Below are 16,583 nucleotides of genomic sequence, written 5' to 3' on the forward strand. Positions count from 1 at the left end.
GCCTGCAGGAAGCATCGGTACTATTTCCAAATAAGGGGGAGAAATGGATTTTTCGATTAACGATGAACAGCAGGAACTTGTTTCTCTTGCAAAAATGATTGCTCAGAATGAAATTGCACCGAGGGCTCTGGATATCGATAAAAGCGGTAAAATGGATGATGAACTGCTTCATATCCTGAAACAGTCTGGTATGACACAGCTTTCTGTACCAAAGGAATATGGTGGGGCAGGACTTGATCTTCTGACCATCGCTCTGATTGCTGAAGAACTGGCAAAAGGGTGTGCCGGTGTAGCTACCGTCTGTGCCGCAAACTCTCTGGCTTCATTCCCAATACTGATTGCCGGCAGCGATGAACAGAAAAAGAACTATTTTGACTGCCTGAATCAGGGGGGCATGTCCTGCTTTGCCTTGACAGAACCGGGAGCCGGTTCTGATGCCGGTGCGGTTTCATGTCGAGCCCGCAAGGTGGATGGTGGTTATGTACTGAATGGTACGAAGTGCTTTATCACCAATGCTCCGATTGCAGATAAAATCACCCTGTTTGCAAATACCAGAGAAGCTGGAGGTATTCGCGGACTTACGGTATTCCTTGTTGACAGAAATACGCCAGGCCTTTCTATCGGGAAAGAAGAAGATAAGATGGGGATTCGGGCGTCTGCTACTTCGGAAATTATTTTTGATAACTGCTTTATCCCTGCTTCTGCCAGAATCGGCAGAGAAGGGATGGGTTTCCGTCTTGCCATGGAAACTCTGGAGAAATCAAGACCTGTAGTAGGGGCTATTTCCGTTGGTATTGCCCAGGCTGCTCTGGAAAGTTCAATTCATTATGCCCATCAGAGAAAACAATTTGGGCAGAAGATAGCCTCTTTTGAAATGGTTCAGCAGATGATTGCTGATATGGTGACTAAGACAGAAGCGGCAAGGGCACTGGTACATAAAGCCTGCTGGATGCAGATGAAAGGCAGTAAGCAGGCCGGACTTTTCTCAGCAATGTCAAAATGCTTTGCATCAGATACCGCTATGGAAGTTACTACTACGGCTGTACAGGTTATGGGTGGTAACGGTTATTCCCGCGAAAATCCAAATGAAAAATATATGCGTGATGCCAAGATCATGCAGATTTATGAAGGCACTAACCAGGTTCAGCGTCTGGTCATCGCGAATGCGGCTATGTATTAATCAATTTTTTTCATTTTCTGTTTGACTTTTTAAATAGTGATGTTAAAATAGTTTTATAACTTGAGGCGATGAAAAAGAAAGAGTTCTGGAAAATTCTCTCAGGGATCCGGTGATAGTGGGACACCGGAAGAAGGATCGGGACTTGATTCACTTTGGAGCTGCCAGTTGAATGGAGTAGGCTGGACGTAAGGCTGCGTTAAAGCTTTCGAGTACAAAATCAGGGTGGTACCGCGAATGACTTCGCCCCTTCAGGGGCGAAGTTTTTTATTTGTTCTAAATTGTGGAAACTGATTTTGCATCGGCTTTTAACAGTCTTCACTTATATTTTCAGGAGGTATAGTAATGGATAACAAGCTTGATGAGCTGAAAGCGAAGGCTCAGGAATTACTTGAAGTCTGCAATGACGAAACGAAAAAGAAAGAAACCCTGGATTCCCTGAAAAACGGGATGACTGCTTTTCTTAACGACATGAAAAAATTGAATAAAGAGGACAAAGTGTCCCTTGATTCTATCGCAGACCAGGTGAGAAATAAAATCGTAACATTTATGACTGCAGATTTGAATGAACTGCAGGAAGATGCCAGAAATAAAATTGCCGCATCCATGGATGAAAAGGCTCTGCAGGATACTAAAGTATTTTTCCTCGGCAAAAAGGGAAAACTTACAGCCATCCTCAGGGGTATGAAGGATGTATCCGCCGAACAGCGCCCGGTGATCGGTGCCCTTGCCAACCAGGTCAGAGAAAATGTAGAAGCTGCTATTGCCGAAAAGATGGAAGAATTGAAAGCAAAGAGACTGCAGCGGAAAATTGAGCGGGAAACAGTGGATATTACTCTTCCTGCCCGTCACCAGAAAGTGGGACATATCCATCCCCTGGATAAGGCTCTGCGTGAAATTATGAAATCCTTCGTTCGTATGGGCTATTCCGTTGAGGAAGGACCGGAAATTGAACAGGATTATTATAACTTTGAATGTTTGAACCTGCCAAAAGACCATCCCGCCAGAGACATGCAGGATTCTTTCTATATTACTCCGGATATTCTTCTTCGTACTCATACATCCCCTGTTCAGGCAAGGACGCTGAGAAAACATGAACCAAATTCTCCAATCCGCATGATTGCACCCGGTAAAGTATTCCGCTGGGATAATGATGCTACCCATTCACCGGTATTCCATCAGGTTGAAGGACTTGTCGTGGATAAAGGAATCAGCTTTGCAGACCTGAAAGGGACACTTGAAATTTTCCTGAAAGATCTTTTTGGTTCTGACACAAAGATTCGCTTCAGAGCCAGCTATTTCCCATTTACGGAACCGTCAGCCGAAGTTGATATTTCTTTTGCTGCCAGGACTGGCGAAGATGATGGAGATCCGGACTGGCTTGAAATCCTTGGCTGCGGCATGGTTCATCCCATGGTATTAAAGCTGAACGGTTATGATCCGGAAAAGGTCAGTGGTTTTGCATTCGGTATGGGCATTGAAAGAATTGCCATGCTGCTTTATGGAATTGATGACCTCAGAAACTTCTACGAAAATGATGTCAGATTCCTGAAGCAGTTCTAATGGAAGGGAGATTAAATAGATGAACGTTTCTTTAAAATGGCTTGGTACCCTGGTTGATATTAAAGGTCTGGATCCGGACGATATGGCAGAAACCCTAACTGTCGATGGGATTCCTGTAGAGCATGTAATTCATCCTGGCAGCGGAATTAAAGGTGTTGTCACAGGGAAAATTTTATCTGTTGAAAAGCATCCCGATGCAGATCATCTTCAGATCTGCCAGCTTGACGTAGGACAGGCAGAGCCAGTTCAGATTGTTACCAGTGCCGGAAATGTCGCTGTTGGACAAATTGTTCCGGCAGCCTTGAACGGAGCTCATGTGCCTGCAGCTCATGATGCGAAGGTCCCTGGAGGGCTTCGTTATGGCGATATTAAAATCAAAGCAGGTAAACTCCGTGGTGTGAAATCAAACGGTATGATGTGTTCACTGGGTGAACTGGGGATGGATTCCAATCTTTTCCCAGCCCTTAATAAAGAAGGCATTCTGATTCTCCCGGAAGATACGCCCGTAGGAATTGATATTCATAATCTTTATGATTTGGATGATATTGTTTATGAAATGGAATTGACTGCCAACAGGGCGGATTGCTTCAGCATGATCGGTATGGCTCTTGAAGTCGGTGCAATTTTTGAACGCAAGGTCAGCCTTCCGGAAATTAAAGTGAAAGAAGAGGGCGCACCAATTGAGGGTAGGGCTTCCGTCCATATCGAAGATCCCGCTTTCTGCAAACGGTTCTGCGGCAGACTTCTGGAAAATGTAAAAATCTGTCGTTCTCCGGAATGGATTGAAAACCGTCTCCGCAGCAACGGAATCAGACCAATTAATAATGTAGTCGATGCTGCTAACTATGTGATGCTCGAAATCGGTCAGCCTCTTCATACTTATGATTATGACAAAGTGGCAGGTCATTCCCTGACATGTCGCCATGCTCATGAAGGAGAAAGTATTGTTACTTTGGATGGGCAGACCAGAAACCTGAATCCATCGGACCTTGTTATTGCGGATGGTGAAGACAAAGCAGCCTGCGTAGCAGGGGTCATGGGTGGACTTGATTCAGAAGTAACGGCAGATACAAAGAATGTTTTCCTGGAAGCTGCGGTTTTTGATTCTGCATCTATTAGAAGAACCTCCCGCCGTCTGGGCCTTCGTTCAGAAGCCTCCGGCCGTTATGAAAAGGGCATTAATCCGGCCAGATCCGAAATGGCTATTAACCGTATCTGTCAGCTTTTGGAAGATCAGGGAGCCTGCACCACTGCGTCCGGAATGGTTGATGAATATCCGGTTAAGGCTGCTCCTCAAGTAATCAGGACAACCATTGATAAAATTAATGGTTATATTGGTGAACAGATTCCTGAAGAGAAGGTTGTCAGCATTCTGACTAATCTTTATTTTAAGGTTGAAAATGATCATGGGAATCTGACTGTCACTGTTCCGGATTTCCGCCTTGATATGGAAGGTATGCCGGATTTGGCTGAGGAAGTTGCACGCGTTTACGGGTATAAGAATATCCCGATTACTACTCCTTGGAGCGCTATTGCCAAAGGAAAAATGACGGAAGAACAGGATGCGATTTTCCGTATCACTGACTGCCTCCTTGCTAATGGATTGTCTGAAGTCGTAAATTACAGCTTTATGGATAAAAAAGACCTGGAAAAACTGAATTTCCCTGTGGATCATAAGGTCTATAATGCGATTCCGATTATGAACCCGATTTCCGATGAATATCCCGATATGCGCACTACTCTGCTTCCGGGCCTCATGCATACACTGGTTTATAACCTGTCTCAGAAAAACGAAGAAGCAGCTTTTTTCGAAGCCGGACATGTTTACCAGCCTAAAGCATTGCCACTGACTGAACTACCCTATGAATATGAACTGTTCTCCGGCCTTCTCTGTGGTTCACCGGAAGAAGCAGGCTATCCTAACGTACAAAGAAAGTATGATTTTTATGATATTAAAGCTATCATGGAAAATGTACTCAAAACATTAAATGTGACAAATTATGAAATCCGCCGTTCTTCTTATCCGGTATTCCATCCCGGAATTTCTGCGGACTTTGTAAAAGATGGTCAGGTCCTGATGTCCTTTGGTGAAATGCATCCGGCTGTTCTCGATAAATGGGGAATCAAAAAAGATGTTTACGGATTTGTAATATTCCTTCCACATCTGATGAAGTTTATCGATGAGACCATTGATTACAGAAAGATTCCGAAATTCCCGGCCTCTGAACGGGATTTGTCTCTGCTTGTTCCATCAAGGTATTCCAACAATGACGTTATGGAAATCATTCGTCATTCTGCCGGTAAACACCTTGAAGTGCTTCGTCTCTTCGATCTTTATCAGGGCGAACAGGTTAAAGAGGGTTATAAGAGCATGGCCTTCAACCTGACTTTCCGCGCTGAAGACCGAACCCTCATTGATGGGGAAGTGGATAAGTGGATTGAACATATTGTGAAAGAACTCGGTAAGGCAGATATCGTTCTTCGCTCCTGATTCCATTATCCTTTATAATGGTATGTGCATATTCATGAAATAAAAGACTCTCTATTTCCATGTTGAATGGAAATAGAGAGTCTTTTTTCATAAAAAGGATTAATTCACTCTGGTCCGAGGGTGTCCCGCTTATCGGTCTTATGGCGCATGAAGTTGGCAACTTTCTGGCCGGCATTTTTCATCTGCTGCCCGGTATTTTTAAATTTATGAAGGGCCGTCGATCTGGATTTTATCGATGGTTTCATATCCGGGTTGATATTGCCTCTTTTAACAGAAGTTGCTCTTATTTTTTCCGGATGCAGTGTTGCCCGTAATACTGACATAGTACGGGATGGAATTAAATCGGTACTGAAACTATAAATATCAACAGCAGCGAACCCAATTAGTGGATATGCATGAATACAGACATGGGATTTGACTCCGTAGGCTGCCGCAATAATTTCTTCTGTTTCTTCATGATAAAAAGTATCATTAATCGTCATACCAATCTTTTCTGTGGAATCTTCCAGCACGTGAAGTATGTTTTCCGAAGAACTTATTTCATCAGCTCTACAATTATAACAGTCAATCAGTAAATGTTTTCCTATATAATTATCCATTCCGAATACCTCTTAAAAAATCTGTTTTTTAAATTATATCAGATATTGCATGTTTTATGCAGTCATTACTTTAAAATATATCATATTTAAAATGCTTGTACTTTGATTATCTATTGACTATTTCTGGTATTAGTAATCAGTATAAAGATTGTACTTATTTTTATGCAATAAAATTTGACCTTATACGAAAAATGCTATAAAATTTAATAAATATACAACTTGATCCAATCATTTTGAAAGTCTGTCAATTAAAAAGAATCAGCTTGATTTTATTACGGATCCTTGAATGCAGGGAAGGAGAATTCTGATGAAAAGATATAGAATTATGAAAATAAAAGAAATTGTACAAAATCAGATTATTGAAACTCAGGAAGATCTTGCAGAAGCTCTAAAAAAAGAGGGGATTATCGTTACACAGGCCACTGTTTCCAGAGACATAAAAGATCTTATGCTTGTGAAAACGCCCTACAAGGATGGTCATTACCGCTATGCATTGTCCAGTGAAAAGGAGAGCGTTATGTCCAAGAGTCATACGGCTATTTTGTTTCAGGAAGCGGTTGTTAAAATAGATTCGGCAATGAACCTTGTCGTTCTTCATACTATTCCCGGCTCTGCTTCATCGGTCGCTTTTGCAATAGACCATTCAAAAAATGAGGAAATCATTGGTACTCTGGCTGGGGATGACACGGTTCTTGTCATATTAAAAAAACCTGAGGATGTACCGGTACTTTTAAATCATATTCAGGGTATGCTGAAAACTTGAGGCAGGTGCTATTATGCTGCAGAGCCTTCATATTGTGAATTTTGCAATTATAGAAGATACGGTTATAGATTTTGGCAGGGGAGTTACCGTATTTACCGGTGAAACCGGTGCCGGAAAGTCTATTCTTATTGATGCGCTTGCCGTATTAACCGGACGTCGGGCGAAAACGGATCTAATTAGAACGGGTTCAGACTTTTTTAAAGTAGAAGGTATTTTTGAAGTGGATCCTTCCTTGACAGACAATTTGAAAGAGGAAGGCATTGATTCTGAAGATGGACAGGTGATAATTTCAAGAAAACTAAATCGTTCAGGTCGTGGTGTTTGTACAATAAACGGCAGTTTCTGCACTGTAAAACAGCTTCAGCGTATTGGTAAGCTTTTAATTCGACTGCATGAGCAGAATGATAATATGGAACTCCTGTCCATACCATTTTGCGAAAGAATGGTTGATTCAGCAACCCCAGAAGTTGTCAGAGCATATAATGATTATCGCAATGTATATGAGGAATGGAAGAACTTAAAAGATACATTAGAAGGTTATGATCAGAAGAAACAGGAGAGAGAAAGAAGACTTGACGTTCTGGAATGGGAACTGAATCAGATTTCTTCGGCCAATCTATATAAAGGAGAAGATGAGGAAGTCAGTAAAAAGCTTTCTGTATTGCAGAATCATGAGAAGATAATACGTTCAGTGCATAATGCGCTGAATATGATTATGGAAGAAGGAGGGCTCCAGGATCTTATAGCCAGAGCGGAAAGGGAAATATCTGGTGTTGTTCGTTTCGATAGTACTTTGAACAGTAGTCTGGAATCCATACATTCCGCTTCCTATTCTCTTGAAGATGCGGTAAGCAGCTTGGAGTCATATGTTGCAGAGTCTGATTTCTCAGAAGAAGAACTGAATCTCCTTCAGGATAGAAATGAGATTATACAGGAACTTAAAAGGAAGTATGGCCCTGAACTTTCTGATGTGCTGGCTTATGAGAAGAAAGCACAGGATGAATATGATTCTTTAAAAGAACTGATTTTTGATAATGACTCACTGGTCCAAAAGTATGGCCAGCTTACAGTCGAGGCCATGAATAAATCCAATATACTGAACAAAGTCAGAAAAGATGCAGCACAAGTGATTCTTTATAAAATTATCCATTTTCTAAAAGATATGGGTATGGAAAATGCCCGGATGGATCTTCATCTGATTCCTCCAGATTCACCTTCGCCTAATGGTGCAAAGGAAATGGAATTTTATTTTTCTGCAAATACCGGTGAGCCATTGAGGAGTATGAGAGATACGGCTTCAGGAGGCGAAATTTCCAGGATAGCTTTGGCAATTGAAATCGTCATTTCAAAACTTCTCTGCCAGCAGACTCTTATATTTGATGAGATTGACGTTGGAATCAGCGGCAGGGTGGGACTTCAGGTGGCAAAGAAAATTGCCCTTTTATCCCATGACATTCAGGTTCTTTGCATTACCCATCTGCCGCAGACTGCCTGTGCTGCAGACAGGCATTATAAAATCGTCAAGTCTGTTACCAATGGCAGAACTGCCACCAGGGCAGTATTGCTTAATGAACAGGAACATATTGCTGATATAGCCCTTATGATATCCGGCAGTACATCATCCACAAGTGCTTTTGAATCTGCCCTTGAAATGAAGAACAAAGTTAAATCTCTGTAAATGCATTTAAGCATATATTTGTGAAAATCAAAAAGCATCGAAGCAGCCGCTTCGATGCTTTTTGAGACAGCAAAGGATTTCAGAGGTTTTTAAAACCTGTTACTTATTAACAAAAATTGTTGAGATATCTGCTGATTCCCCGGAGGATGTATTATCTGCCTCGTTTTTAGATGGGGAATTATTTTTCCTGGCGGCTGCTTTTGCTTTTTTTGCTGCTTCCAGAGCTTCGCGTGCCGCTTTTTCTTCTGCGATTTTCTGCTTGATGGCCCGTGTCTGATAAACGGGATATCTTGGAGAAGGAGATACAAGTGCATTGATTTCAAAGAGGCGGTTCCACGGGAATTCAGCGGATATAGTGGCAGGATTAAGACCTATTTTTTTCGCTGCAAATTCCTGTATTTCTGCGACCATTTCTTCTTTAATTTCAGGGGTAGGAACCATGTTGTCCGTTTCTTTTTCTGTGATTCTGGCTATATTTTTGCGAACATTTGCCTGATAAGCCCAATTATCGATATATTGTTCTGTAAGCATATTTTTATGATTTTCTTTTGACATTTCAGGTGCAAGAATTGCTTGTGCAATAGCATAGCCAATTGTATTGGAAGCAGTATTCCAGCCATTGTATGCAGTGACTTTATACAGAAGATCATCCTTGCTCAGAAGGTTCATAAGTGTATTGTCTGAGCCATTAGCGAAATATACATCCACGATAGATACAGGGACGTCCCTCTCTGTAATATTTTTGATTTCGCTTACAAAATCGGTGGTACTCTGTTTCAGCATTCCAAAATTATTGAATTGCCCGGACTCACCGGTAGAACTGATTGGCGTGTTGACTGCCAGTACAATGTCAGGAATATTTTTGCCTGCCATGGTTCCCCCTGCGGCGGTGATGTGCTCCCTGATTGTTTTTCCTATAGGCTGGCTTTCATAGCTTGGTACAGTATCTTCTGCGCGTCCCAGAGGATAGATAACGGAGAAAGTTGGCTTTAGTTTTTTTTCATCATTGTGGTATCGGGCAATTAAAAGTAATGCCAGCTGGTCAGCCCCGGGGAAGGAACCGTATTTCGTTTTCGGAAGTTTATTTGCATCGATAGAAAGATATCTGTATTCAAGGGAGGATTGTGAATTTTTACTGTTATCGTCATGACCTTCACAGAAATAGGTAAAAACTCCATCCCGTGTATCTTTGATAAGCATACGATTAATAGTATTGTTTTTGGTCCGACGTTTAAACCAGTCCTGTAGATACTCGGACGGTATCGACAATTTGAGGGATAGGAGTTCTCCTGCTTCATCCGTGGTAATATTGCCGCTATCCATCTTGTCCTGTAGACCGGAAAGCCGGTAGATATCGTTTCCATATTTACTGTAGTAGTAAGGCTCTACTCCGCTTTTGGAAGCATAGGGGGTACGCATGATGGTACCGAAGCCGTAAATTGGGACTTTAGGGAATCGGGCGTGAAGCTGCCTTATTTTATTTTCTCTTGCCATTAATATTGAAAGAGCTTCATTATGTTTCCGGGAGTCTACAAGACCACCGTAGATAAGGGAATCAGTAGAAATAATGGCAGCATCAGCCTGGTCCATATTGCGAATGAGCCAATTCCAGATCTGGTCAGGATACCCCCGATAATTTTTACCGGATAAAAACGCCCTCGGGGGTGTTAAAATGGTATATCCGGCTTTTTCCGCAGTGGATACAGTGTAATCAAAACTGACAGGGCGGTCATCCTGAGGTACCAGCAGGATTGTTTTTGCTTCTATATTTGAATACAGTCCGGATAAGATGGCTGTTAACGCTAAAGCAAGAACTTTTTTATGATTTATCAATTAAATACCTCCTGTAAACTCAGCCTGAAGGTTTTTGAATAAAATAAAAAAGCACCCGAACAGGTGCTGTGTTTTTGGCGGAGCAGGTGGGATTCGAACCCACGGGCCCCTGAGGGCTAACGGATTTCGAGTCCGCCTCGTTATGACCGCTTCGATACTGCTCCTGATTCGCTCTTCATGCCCGCTTTTCAATAAAGAAATTATCCAGTATATTCCGACATTGCTGTTCCAGAATACCTGTGGATACATCTATATGATGGTTCAGAATATCAGTTTTGTGAATATGGAACCTGGATTGAATGGCACCGTATTGTTCATTGCCTGCTCCGTAAACCAAACGACTTATTCTGGCATTCAGCAGTGCACCGGCGCACATTGGGCATGGCTCTATGGTAACATAAAGGACTGCCCTCGTCAAACGCCACGAACCCAGGAACTCTGCAGCTTTTCTAAGTACGAGTATTTCTGCATGAGCGGTGGGATCATTATTCTGCTCTTTACGATTGTGATCAGAAGCTATAATTACATCATTCCACACAAGAACGGCACCAATAGGAATTTCATTTTCTCTTGCTGCGATTTTTGCTTCAATTACAGCCAGTTTCATATAATCTATATCATTCAATTTTATTATCCTTTATGGGAAGTAACAGAATTTATCTTTTTATAAGGTTAACATAAATATAGTGGAAATTAAAGTCAAAGCAGGTTAAAATAATAATAGTTATTTTGAGTTATTCAGAAAGGTGACAAATATGGCAGAAGAAAAAAGAGTAAATCTTAAAGCACAGAAATTTGAACAGTATACCAAAGCTAATAAACTGGATTACTTTGTAAAAAATCCGGTTCATGATGAAGCTGATACAGTTGTGTTCCAATCTCAAATTCAGGTAGAAGGCCAGAGGATTCCTATGGGAATTATTACGGACAGCACAATCTACACGATTATCCGCGTTCAGGTGGGAAGCGGACTTGTCAAGGAAAGCAATAAGAATGAATTTCTTGAATATCTGAACGCCCTTAACAGAAGTTATAAAGTATTTAAATATGTGGCAGCGGATGATGGCTCCGTTTTTCTGGATGCCTGCCTGCCAAGCACCAACGAAAGCTTCGATCCTGAGATTGTTCGTGTAGTACTTGATGTGGTTGTAGATCATTTAAATAGTGAATACAAGAACATTATGAAGAAGGCCTGGGTCTAATTTCTAACAGATTTGGCCAGATAATTCAGTGTTTAGCTTCATCAGATTGAATTAAAATAAACAGGTTAAACCTCCGGTAATACTGAATCGGATAAAGCAATTTTAGGTTGATTTATCAATTCAGATATACTTGGAGGTTTTTATTTTTAAAAATGACAATAAATATATATGAAATTTTAAAAGATCTCTATATAAAAGATAATTGATTAATTGTTACACCATTTATACAGCCGGGGCAGATATAGAACGTTTTATTGAACTTCAGGGAAGGTGCAATAATTGGGACGTTGAGTATATTATTCTATAGGAGTTAATGATAATATTGCATAGCTATTGAGAATAAAAGGTGATAAAATAAAACAGAAAATATGACGATAAAGGACTTGCCTGATATGGAAACAGAAAAGATGAAATATAAATGGAATTTAACAGCAGATACTGAAAGCAGAGTTTCTATTCCACTATTTTTTAAAGCGCATCATATACCTGACGGGCTTGCCCGTATTCTGATGCGGCGTAATATTGTTGATGAGGAAACCCTTTCTCATTTCCTTTATGATGACCTTGATAATCTTTTTGATCCATTCCTAATGAGAGGAATGGATCAAGCGGTGAATCGCATTATAGAAGCGATCGGGCATCAGGAAAAAATAGTTATTTATGGCGATTATGATGTCGACGGTATTACCGCCACCTCTATTATGTACCGCTGCCTTTACTCACTTCATGCAAAAGTAGGATATTATATACCGCAAAGAGAAGTAGAAGGTTATGGACTGAATAAGAAAGCTTTGGATAAACTGGCATGTGAAGGTTATAGTCTACTTATTACCGTGGATTGTGGTATAAGTTCGGCACAATTGATTGCCGAAGCTCCTGAGACACTTGATATCATAGTGACTGACCATCATACTCCTCCGGAAGTAATTCCGGATTGTATTGCCGTTCTAAATCCCCACCAGGCGGACTGCTCGTATCCGTTTAAAGAATTGGCTGGCTGTGGCGTGGCTTATACCTTATGCCGTGGACTTCATTTACGGCTGGATCAAATTGATTATTATAATGATTTGGAACTTGTAGCACTTGGAACTATTGCAGACGTAGTATCCCTGACTGGAGAAAATCGCATTCTTGTCAGGGAAGGAATGAAACGTTTTGTTCATACGCCCATAAAAGGATTGTCAGCCCTTCTATATGCATCCGGTATTATACATGAAGATACGGTAGAAATAAAAAGGGCGGATCAGATTTCCTTTGGCCTTGCTCCAAGATTGAATGCTGCTGGCAGGATAGATCATGCGGAAACCGGTGTACAATTATTGACAACCGAATCTTCATCTGAAGCGGAAAAACTGGCAAACAGGCTTTGCGAAATTAACATGACCAGACAGCAGATTGAGAAAAAGATTTATGAAGAAGCCCGGGAAAGGATTGGAGAGCTTCAGATTGAAAAGGATCCGACTCTTGTTATAGATGGCGATGACTGGCATCCCGGGGTGATAGGAATCGTTGCATCGAGGATCCTGGAAAATTTTCACCGCCCTGTCTTTGTAATTACAGTCAGAAATGGGATTGGTAAGGGCTCCTGCAGAAGTATTCCTGCATTCAATATATATGAGGCGCTGGCTGCCAATTCTGATCTTCTGCTCCAGTTTGGTGGACATAAAATGGCTGCCGGCTTTTCGATAAAAAAGGAGAATATTCCTTTATTCAGAAAGCGTATGAATCATTTAGCTGCCGGGATACTTCGACCAGAAGATTTTATCCCTGTCCTGAATGTAGAAGATACCCTTTCCCTTGATGAACTTTCATTGGATTTTATTCAGTCTCTGGACCTGCTGGAACCTTGTGGATGCGATAATCCCAAACCTTTATTTTCCACTAAGGGCGCTTTTGTAGAGACATCACGTCATATAGGGCAGGAGGGTAGGCATTTTAAATGCCAGCTTTCCAGAAACAATGATTTAATTGATGTCATTTGCTGGGGGACCGGTGCTGAAAGTCCCTGTCAGGCAGGAGATGTGATAGATCTTGTTTACGAACCTGAAATTCACGATTGGTACGGCAGGCATGTTCAGCTTATCTGCAAAGATATAAAGCAGGAGAAGGTTCATATTCTTGATAGGAACTACCTGGTCAATGTCTACAGGAAACTCGATTCTATTTTGAGAAATATGCCCAAACCGGTTAAAGAAGTCCATTACCAGCTTATTGGGAAATTTGATTTCGATCCGATTTACCTGAAAATGGCACTCGCCGTTTTCGAGGAATTGGAGATTATTTCCCGTTACAGCAGGAATGGGGAAGAATTCTACCAGCGAAGAATTGTACATAAGAGGTTGGATTTACTATCATCTTCCGTTTATAGAAAGCATATGAGCCAGTGAGGTGATTGCTATGAGTGATAATTCAGATTTAAACAATAATAAAATGCCTGAAAATAAAACGGCTGAGCAGGAAACTTCACAGGCCGTAAATCCAAATACTGTTTTTAACAGAAATCTTAATGAAGAAACCATTCATACAGATGCATCAGCTTCAACTCTGGCTGAATTCCTTATCCATCAGGAGGAATATGTAAAGAAGCAGAAAGAAAAAAAGAGCTGGATCGGTGAAAAGGAAGAAGAATACAAGAAACTTTTTGAAAAAATAAAAACCTATATTAAAGATCCGAAAAGTCTTGATGCTATTGAAGAAGCCTATGAGCTGGCTGCCAAAGCCCATGCTGAACAGGTTCGTGCAACGGGAGAGCCTTACATTATTCATCCACTTTCAGTGGCCTATATACTGGCCGAACTGGAAATGGATGCCCAGGGTATTATTGCGGCCCTTCTTCATGATGTTGTAGAAGATACTGAGTATACACTGGAAGATATTAAGATGATGTTTGGTGATGAAGTGGCATTCCTTGTCGACGGAGTCACTAAACTATCCCAGTTTCACTATAAAGATAAAGAGGACCAGCAGCTGGAAAATTTCAGGAAAATGTTCCTTGCTATGGCGAAGGATATCCGCGTAGTCGTTATCAAACTGGCTGACCGCCTTCATAACATGCGTACCCTGGGGGTATTCCGCAGGGAAAAACAGGAAAGGATCGCCAAGGAAACACTGGAAATATATGCCCCGCTTGCCCACAGACTCGGTATTTATAATATCAAATGGGAACTGGAAGACCTGTGTTTCCATTATCTATATCCGGAAGAATACTATGACCTCGTCCGGCAGATGAAGCAGAAACGGAAGGCCCGTGAAGAAATTGTTAATGATACCATGCGTGTTCTCCATGATCATATTCAGGAAGCTGGAATCAAGGCGACGATTACGGGACGCCCTAAACACTTTTATAGTATTTATAAAAAGATGAAAAGGGATAATAAGGACTTATCCCAGATTTATGATTTATACGCTGTTCGTGTCATAGTGGATACGATTCCTCAGTGTTATGCAGTTCTGGGTATTGCTCATTCCCTTTGGAAGCCTCTGCCCAATCGTTTTAAAGATTATATTGCCGTTCCAAAACCAAATATGTATCAGTCTCTTCATACCACGGTTATTGGCACGAGGGGACAGCCTGTTGAAATACAGATCCGAACCTGGGAAATGCACCATATTTCCGAATATGGTGTTGCAGCCCACTGGCGTTACAAGGAAGGAAAGCAGGCAGGTTCTAAGGATTTTGACGCAAAAATAAGCTGGCTGAGAAGGATTCTGGAGTGGCAGGACACCAGCAATCCTAAAGAATTTATGAATGCTCTGAAGCTGGATGTATTCTCTGATGAAGTCTTTGTTTTTACTCCTAAAGGGGATGTCATTAACCTGCCCAAGGGCTCCATACCTATCGATTTTGCCTACCGTATTCATACGGAAGTAGGTAACCGGTGCGTGGGAGCAAAAGTCAATAATAAAATTGTTCCCCTGGATACGAAACTAAAGAATGGGGATATCGTATCCATTATTACATCCAAAACGGGGAAACCCAGTTACGACTGGATTAATATGGTTGGGGCAGCTGACAGTAAGGCAAAAATCAGAAGCTGGTTCAAGAAGGAAAACCGAACAGAAAATATCGCAAGGGGTCAGGAACTTCTGATTCAGGAAACGGATCGCCTGGGATATGAGTGGAAGAAATTGACTGCTAAAGATCGTCTTGCTCAGGTGGCTAAAGCGTTTAACAACATAACTGTAGATGATTTATATGCTTCTGTCGGTTTTGGCGGAATTGCAGTCAAGAGTGTTATGCTGAAACTGACTGAGCTCTATAAAAGGGAACTCAATGAGCAGCAGCCCATGCCGCAAAAAACAGCAAAAGCTCTTGAAAATCTGAAGATGAGGAGGGTAAAAACCCATTCCAACAGCGGTATACTTGTGAAAGGAGAAGAGGGACTGGAAGTTCATCTTTCCAAATGCTGCAATCCGGTTCCCGGTGATGAAATTGTAGGTTTTGTAACAAGAGGACGTGGAGTTTCCGTTCACAGGGCTGATTGTCCCAATGCTATTAATTTCCCTGATAAAGACCGAATGATTGATGTGGCCTGGGAAGCACAGACAAATACAATGTTCCTTGTTACCATCGAGGTCATCAGTTATGACAGGACAGGACTCATGGCAGATATTTTGGCTGCTTTGACTGAAATGAAGTTATCAGTTTCTGCTGCCACCGTTAAAGTTGAAAATAACGGTATGGCTGTGATGCATTTAGGAATCCAGATCAAGGATTTGCAGCAGCTCGATTATATTATGACTAAAATCAGAAGAATCAAGGGCGTTCATTCCGTACGCCGCATGCATTCAGTAAAAGGAGAATAAAATGAGGGCTGTCATTCAGCGTTGTAACTGGTGCCGGGTATCTTCCGAAGGTACCCCGGTTTCTTCTATCGGAAAAGGCCTTTCTGTCCTTCTGGGAGTCAAAAAAGGGGATACCTCAAAGGACGTTATTTACATTGCTGATAAAATTCTGCATCTGCGGATTTTTGAAGATGAAAATGGGAAACTGAATCAGTCAATTCTTGATGTCGGTGGAGAGATTTCCATTGTTTCTCAGTTTACTCTTTATGGGGATGTCAGGAGAGGGAGAAGACCCAGCTTTACGGAAGCGGAACTGCCGGAGAAAGCCCGCCAATTATACCAGGAAGCAGTCGATTATTTCAGGAATGCAGGGATTAACGTTGGTACCGGGGAATTTCAGACGTATATGAAAGTGGCTCTTGAAAATGATGGCCCCGTCACGATTCTGATCGACAGTGATAAGATTTTCTAACCGTTCGTTTATATCGGGAA

12 protein-coding genes and 1 tRNA gene are annotated in these 16,583 nt (G+C 41.6%); 9 read left to right on the top strand and 4 right to left on the bottom strand.

Annotation, left to right across the window (positions count from 1 at the left end; genetic code table 11):
• Nucleotides 1-43 precede the first annotated feature (43 nt).
• The 3 genes from QZN42_RS00725 to pheT all read left to right on the top strand — a co-directional run bounded on the left by QZN42_RS00725 (nt 44) and on the right by pheT (nt 5,231).
• Entirely contained in the window at nt 44-1,180 is a 1,137-nt protein-coding gene (locus tag QZN42_RS00725) for an acyl-CoA dehydrogenase family protein (RefSeq protein WP_296953680.1), read from the top strand.
• Between the two features lie 546 nt (nt 1,181-1,726).
• Nucleotides 1,727-2,740, top strand: coding sequence for a phenylalanine--tRNA ligase subunit alpha (gene pheS, locus QZN42_RS00730; protein ID WP_296953761.1), 1,014 nt, complete (start codon nt 1,727-1,729; stop codon nt 2,738-2,740).
• Nucleotides 2,741-2,759: 19 nt separating this feature from the next.
• Nucleotides 2,760-5,231, top strand: a complete 2,472-nt coding sequence (gene pheT / locus QZN42_RS00735) for a phenylalanine--tRNA ligase subunit beta (protein WP_296953682.1) — start codon at nt 2,760-2,762, stop codon at nt 5,229-5,231.
• Between the two features lie 104 nt (nt 5,232-5,335).
• On the opposite strand, the gene QZN42_RS00740 is transcribed toward pheT, so the two are convergent.
• Nucleotides 5,336-5,830: an S-adenosylmethionine decarboxylase gene (locus tag QZN42_RS00740; protein ID WP_296953684.1), complete on the bottom strand. Its 495-nt coding sequence runs from the start codon at nt 5,828-5,830 to the stop codon at nt 5,336-5,338.
• Between the two features lie 307 nt (nt 5,831-6,137).
• On the opposite strand from QZN42_RS00740, the gene argR reads away from it, so the two are divergent.
• Nucleotides 6,138-6,593 (top strand): arginine repressor, encoded by a 456-nt coding sequence (argR, locus tag QZN42_RS00745; protein WP_296953686.1) that lies wholly within the window; start codon nt 6,138-6,140, stop codon nt 6,591-6,593.
• A 13-nt stretch (nt 6,594-6,606) separates the two neighbouring features.
• Nucleotides 6,607-8,271: a DNA repair protein RecN gene (gene recN, locus QZN42_RS00750; RefSeq protein ID WP_296953688.1), complete on the top strand. Its 1,665-nt coding sequence runs from the start codon at nt 6,607-6,609 to the stop codon at nt 8,269-8,271.
• A gap of 99 nt (nt 8,272-8,370) precedes the next feature.
• Here recN and QZN42_RS00755 read toward each other — a convergent pair whose 3' ends face one another.
• The 3 genes from QZN42_RS00755 to tadA form a co-directional block, all read right to left on the bottom strand.
• Nucleotides 8,371-10,104: a DUF4127 family protein gene (locus QZN42_RS00755; RefSeq protein ID WP_296953690.1), complete on the bottom strand. Its 1,734-nt coding sequence runs from the start codon at nt 10,102-10,104 to the stop codon at nt 8,371-8,373.
• Between the two features lie 75 nt (nt 10,105-10,179).
• Nucleotides 10,180-10,268, bottom strand: a tRNA-Ser gene (locus QZN42_RS00760).
• A gap of 11 nt (nt 10,269-10,279) precedes the next feature.
• Nucleotides 10,280-10,729: a tRNA adenosine(34) deaminase TadA gene (gene tadA, locus QZN42_RS00765; protein WP_296953692.1), complete on the bottom strand. Its 450-nt coding sequence runs from the start codon at nt 10,727-10,729 to the stop codon at nt 10,280-10,282.
• Between the two features lie 130 nt (nt 10,730-10,859).
• On the opposite strand from tadA, the gene QZN42_RS00770 reads away from it, so the two are divergent.
• From QZN42_RS00770 to dtd, 4 genes are all read left to right on the top strand, one after another.
• Nucleotides 10,860-11,306, top strand: coding sequence for a histidine kinase (locus QZN42_RS00770; RefSeq protein WP_296953693.1), 447 nt, complete (start codon nt 10,860-10,862; stop codon nt 11,304-11,306).
• A gap of 392 nt (nt 11,307-11,698) precedes the next feature.
• Nucleotides 11,699-13,693, top strand: a complete 1,995-nt coding sequence (gene recJ / locus QZN42_RS00775; protein WP_296953695.1) for a single-stranded-DNA-specific exonuclease RecJ — start codon at nt 11,699-11,701, stop codon at nt 13,691-13,693.
• 43 nt (nt 13,694-13,736) lie between these two features.
• Nucleotides 13,737-16,112: a bifunctional (p)ppGpp synthetase/guanosine-3',5'-bis(diphosphate) 3'-pyrophosphohydrolase gene (locus tag QZN42_RS00780; RefSeq protein ID WP_296953762.1), complete on the top strand. Its 2,376-nt coding sequence runs from the start codon at nt 13,737-13,739 to the stop codon at nt 16,110-16,112.
• Between the two features lies 1 nt (nt 16,113).
• Nucleotides 16,114-16,563: a D-aminoacyl-tRNA deacylase gene (dtd, locus tag QZN42_RS00785; RefSeq protein WP_296953697.1), complete on the top strand. Its 450-nt coding sequence runs from the start codon at nt 16,114-16,116 to the stop codon at nt 16,561-16,563.
• Nucleotides 16,564-16,583: the final 20 nt, after the last annotated feature.

The organism is uncultured Dialister sp. (assembly GCA_900314595.1).
Taxonomy (GTDB): Bacteria; Bacillota; Negativicutes; order Veillonellales; family Dialisteraceae; genus Dialister.

Bases quoted from the DNA above. Each gene is read 5' to 3' on its own strand.
- QZN42_RS00780 (WP_296953762.1), top strand. From the start codon at position 13,737: ATGCCTGAAAATAAAACGGCTGAGCAGGAAACTTCACAGGCCGTAAAT.
- QZN42_RS00740 (WP_296953684.1), bottom strand. From the start codon at position 5,830: ATGGATAATTATATAGGAAAACATTTACTGATTGACTGTTATAATTGT.
- pheS (WP_296953761.1), top strand. From the start codon at position 1,727: ATGACTGCAGATTTGAATGAACTGCAGGAAGATGCCAGAAATAAAATT.
- argR (WP_296953686.1), top strand. From the start codon at position 6,138: ATGAAAAGATATAGAATTATGAAAATAAAAGAAATTGTACAAAATCAG.
- pheT (WP_296953682.1), top strand. From the start codon at position 2,760: ATGAACGTTTCTTTAAAATGGCTTGGTACCCTGGTTGATATTAAAGGT.
- QZN42_RS00725 (WP_296953680.1), top strand. From the start codon at position 44: ATGGATTTTTCGATTAACGATGAACAGCAGGAACTTGTTTCTCTTGCA.
- recN (WP_296953688.1), top strand. From the start codon at position 6,607: ATGCTGCAGAGCCTTCATATTGTGAATTTTGCAATTATAGAAGATACG.
- dtd (WP_296953697.1), top strand. From the start codon at position 16,114: ATGAGGGCTGTCATTCAGCGTTGTAACTGGTGCCGGGTATCTTCCGAA.
- QZN42_RS00770 (WP_296953693.1), top strand. From the start codon at position 10,860: ATGGCAGAAGAAAAAAGAGTAAATCTTAAAGCACAGAAATTTGAACAG.
- recJ (WP_296953695.1), top strand. From the start codon at position 11,699: ATGGAAACAGAAAAGATGAAATATAAATGGAATTTAACAGCAGATACT.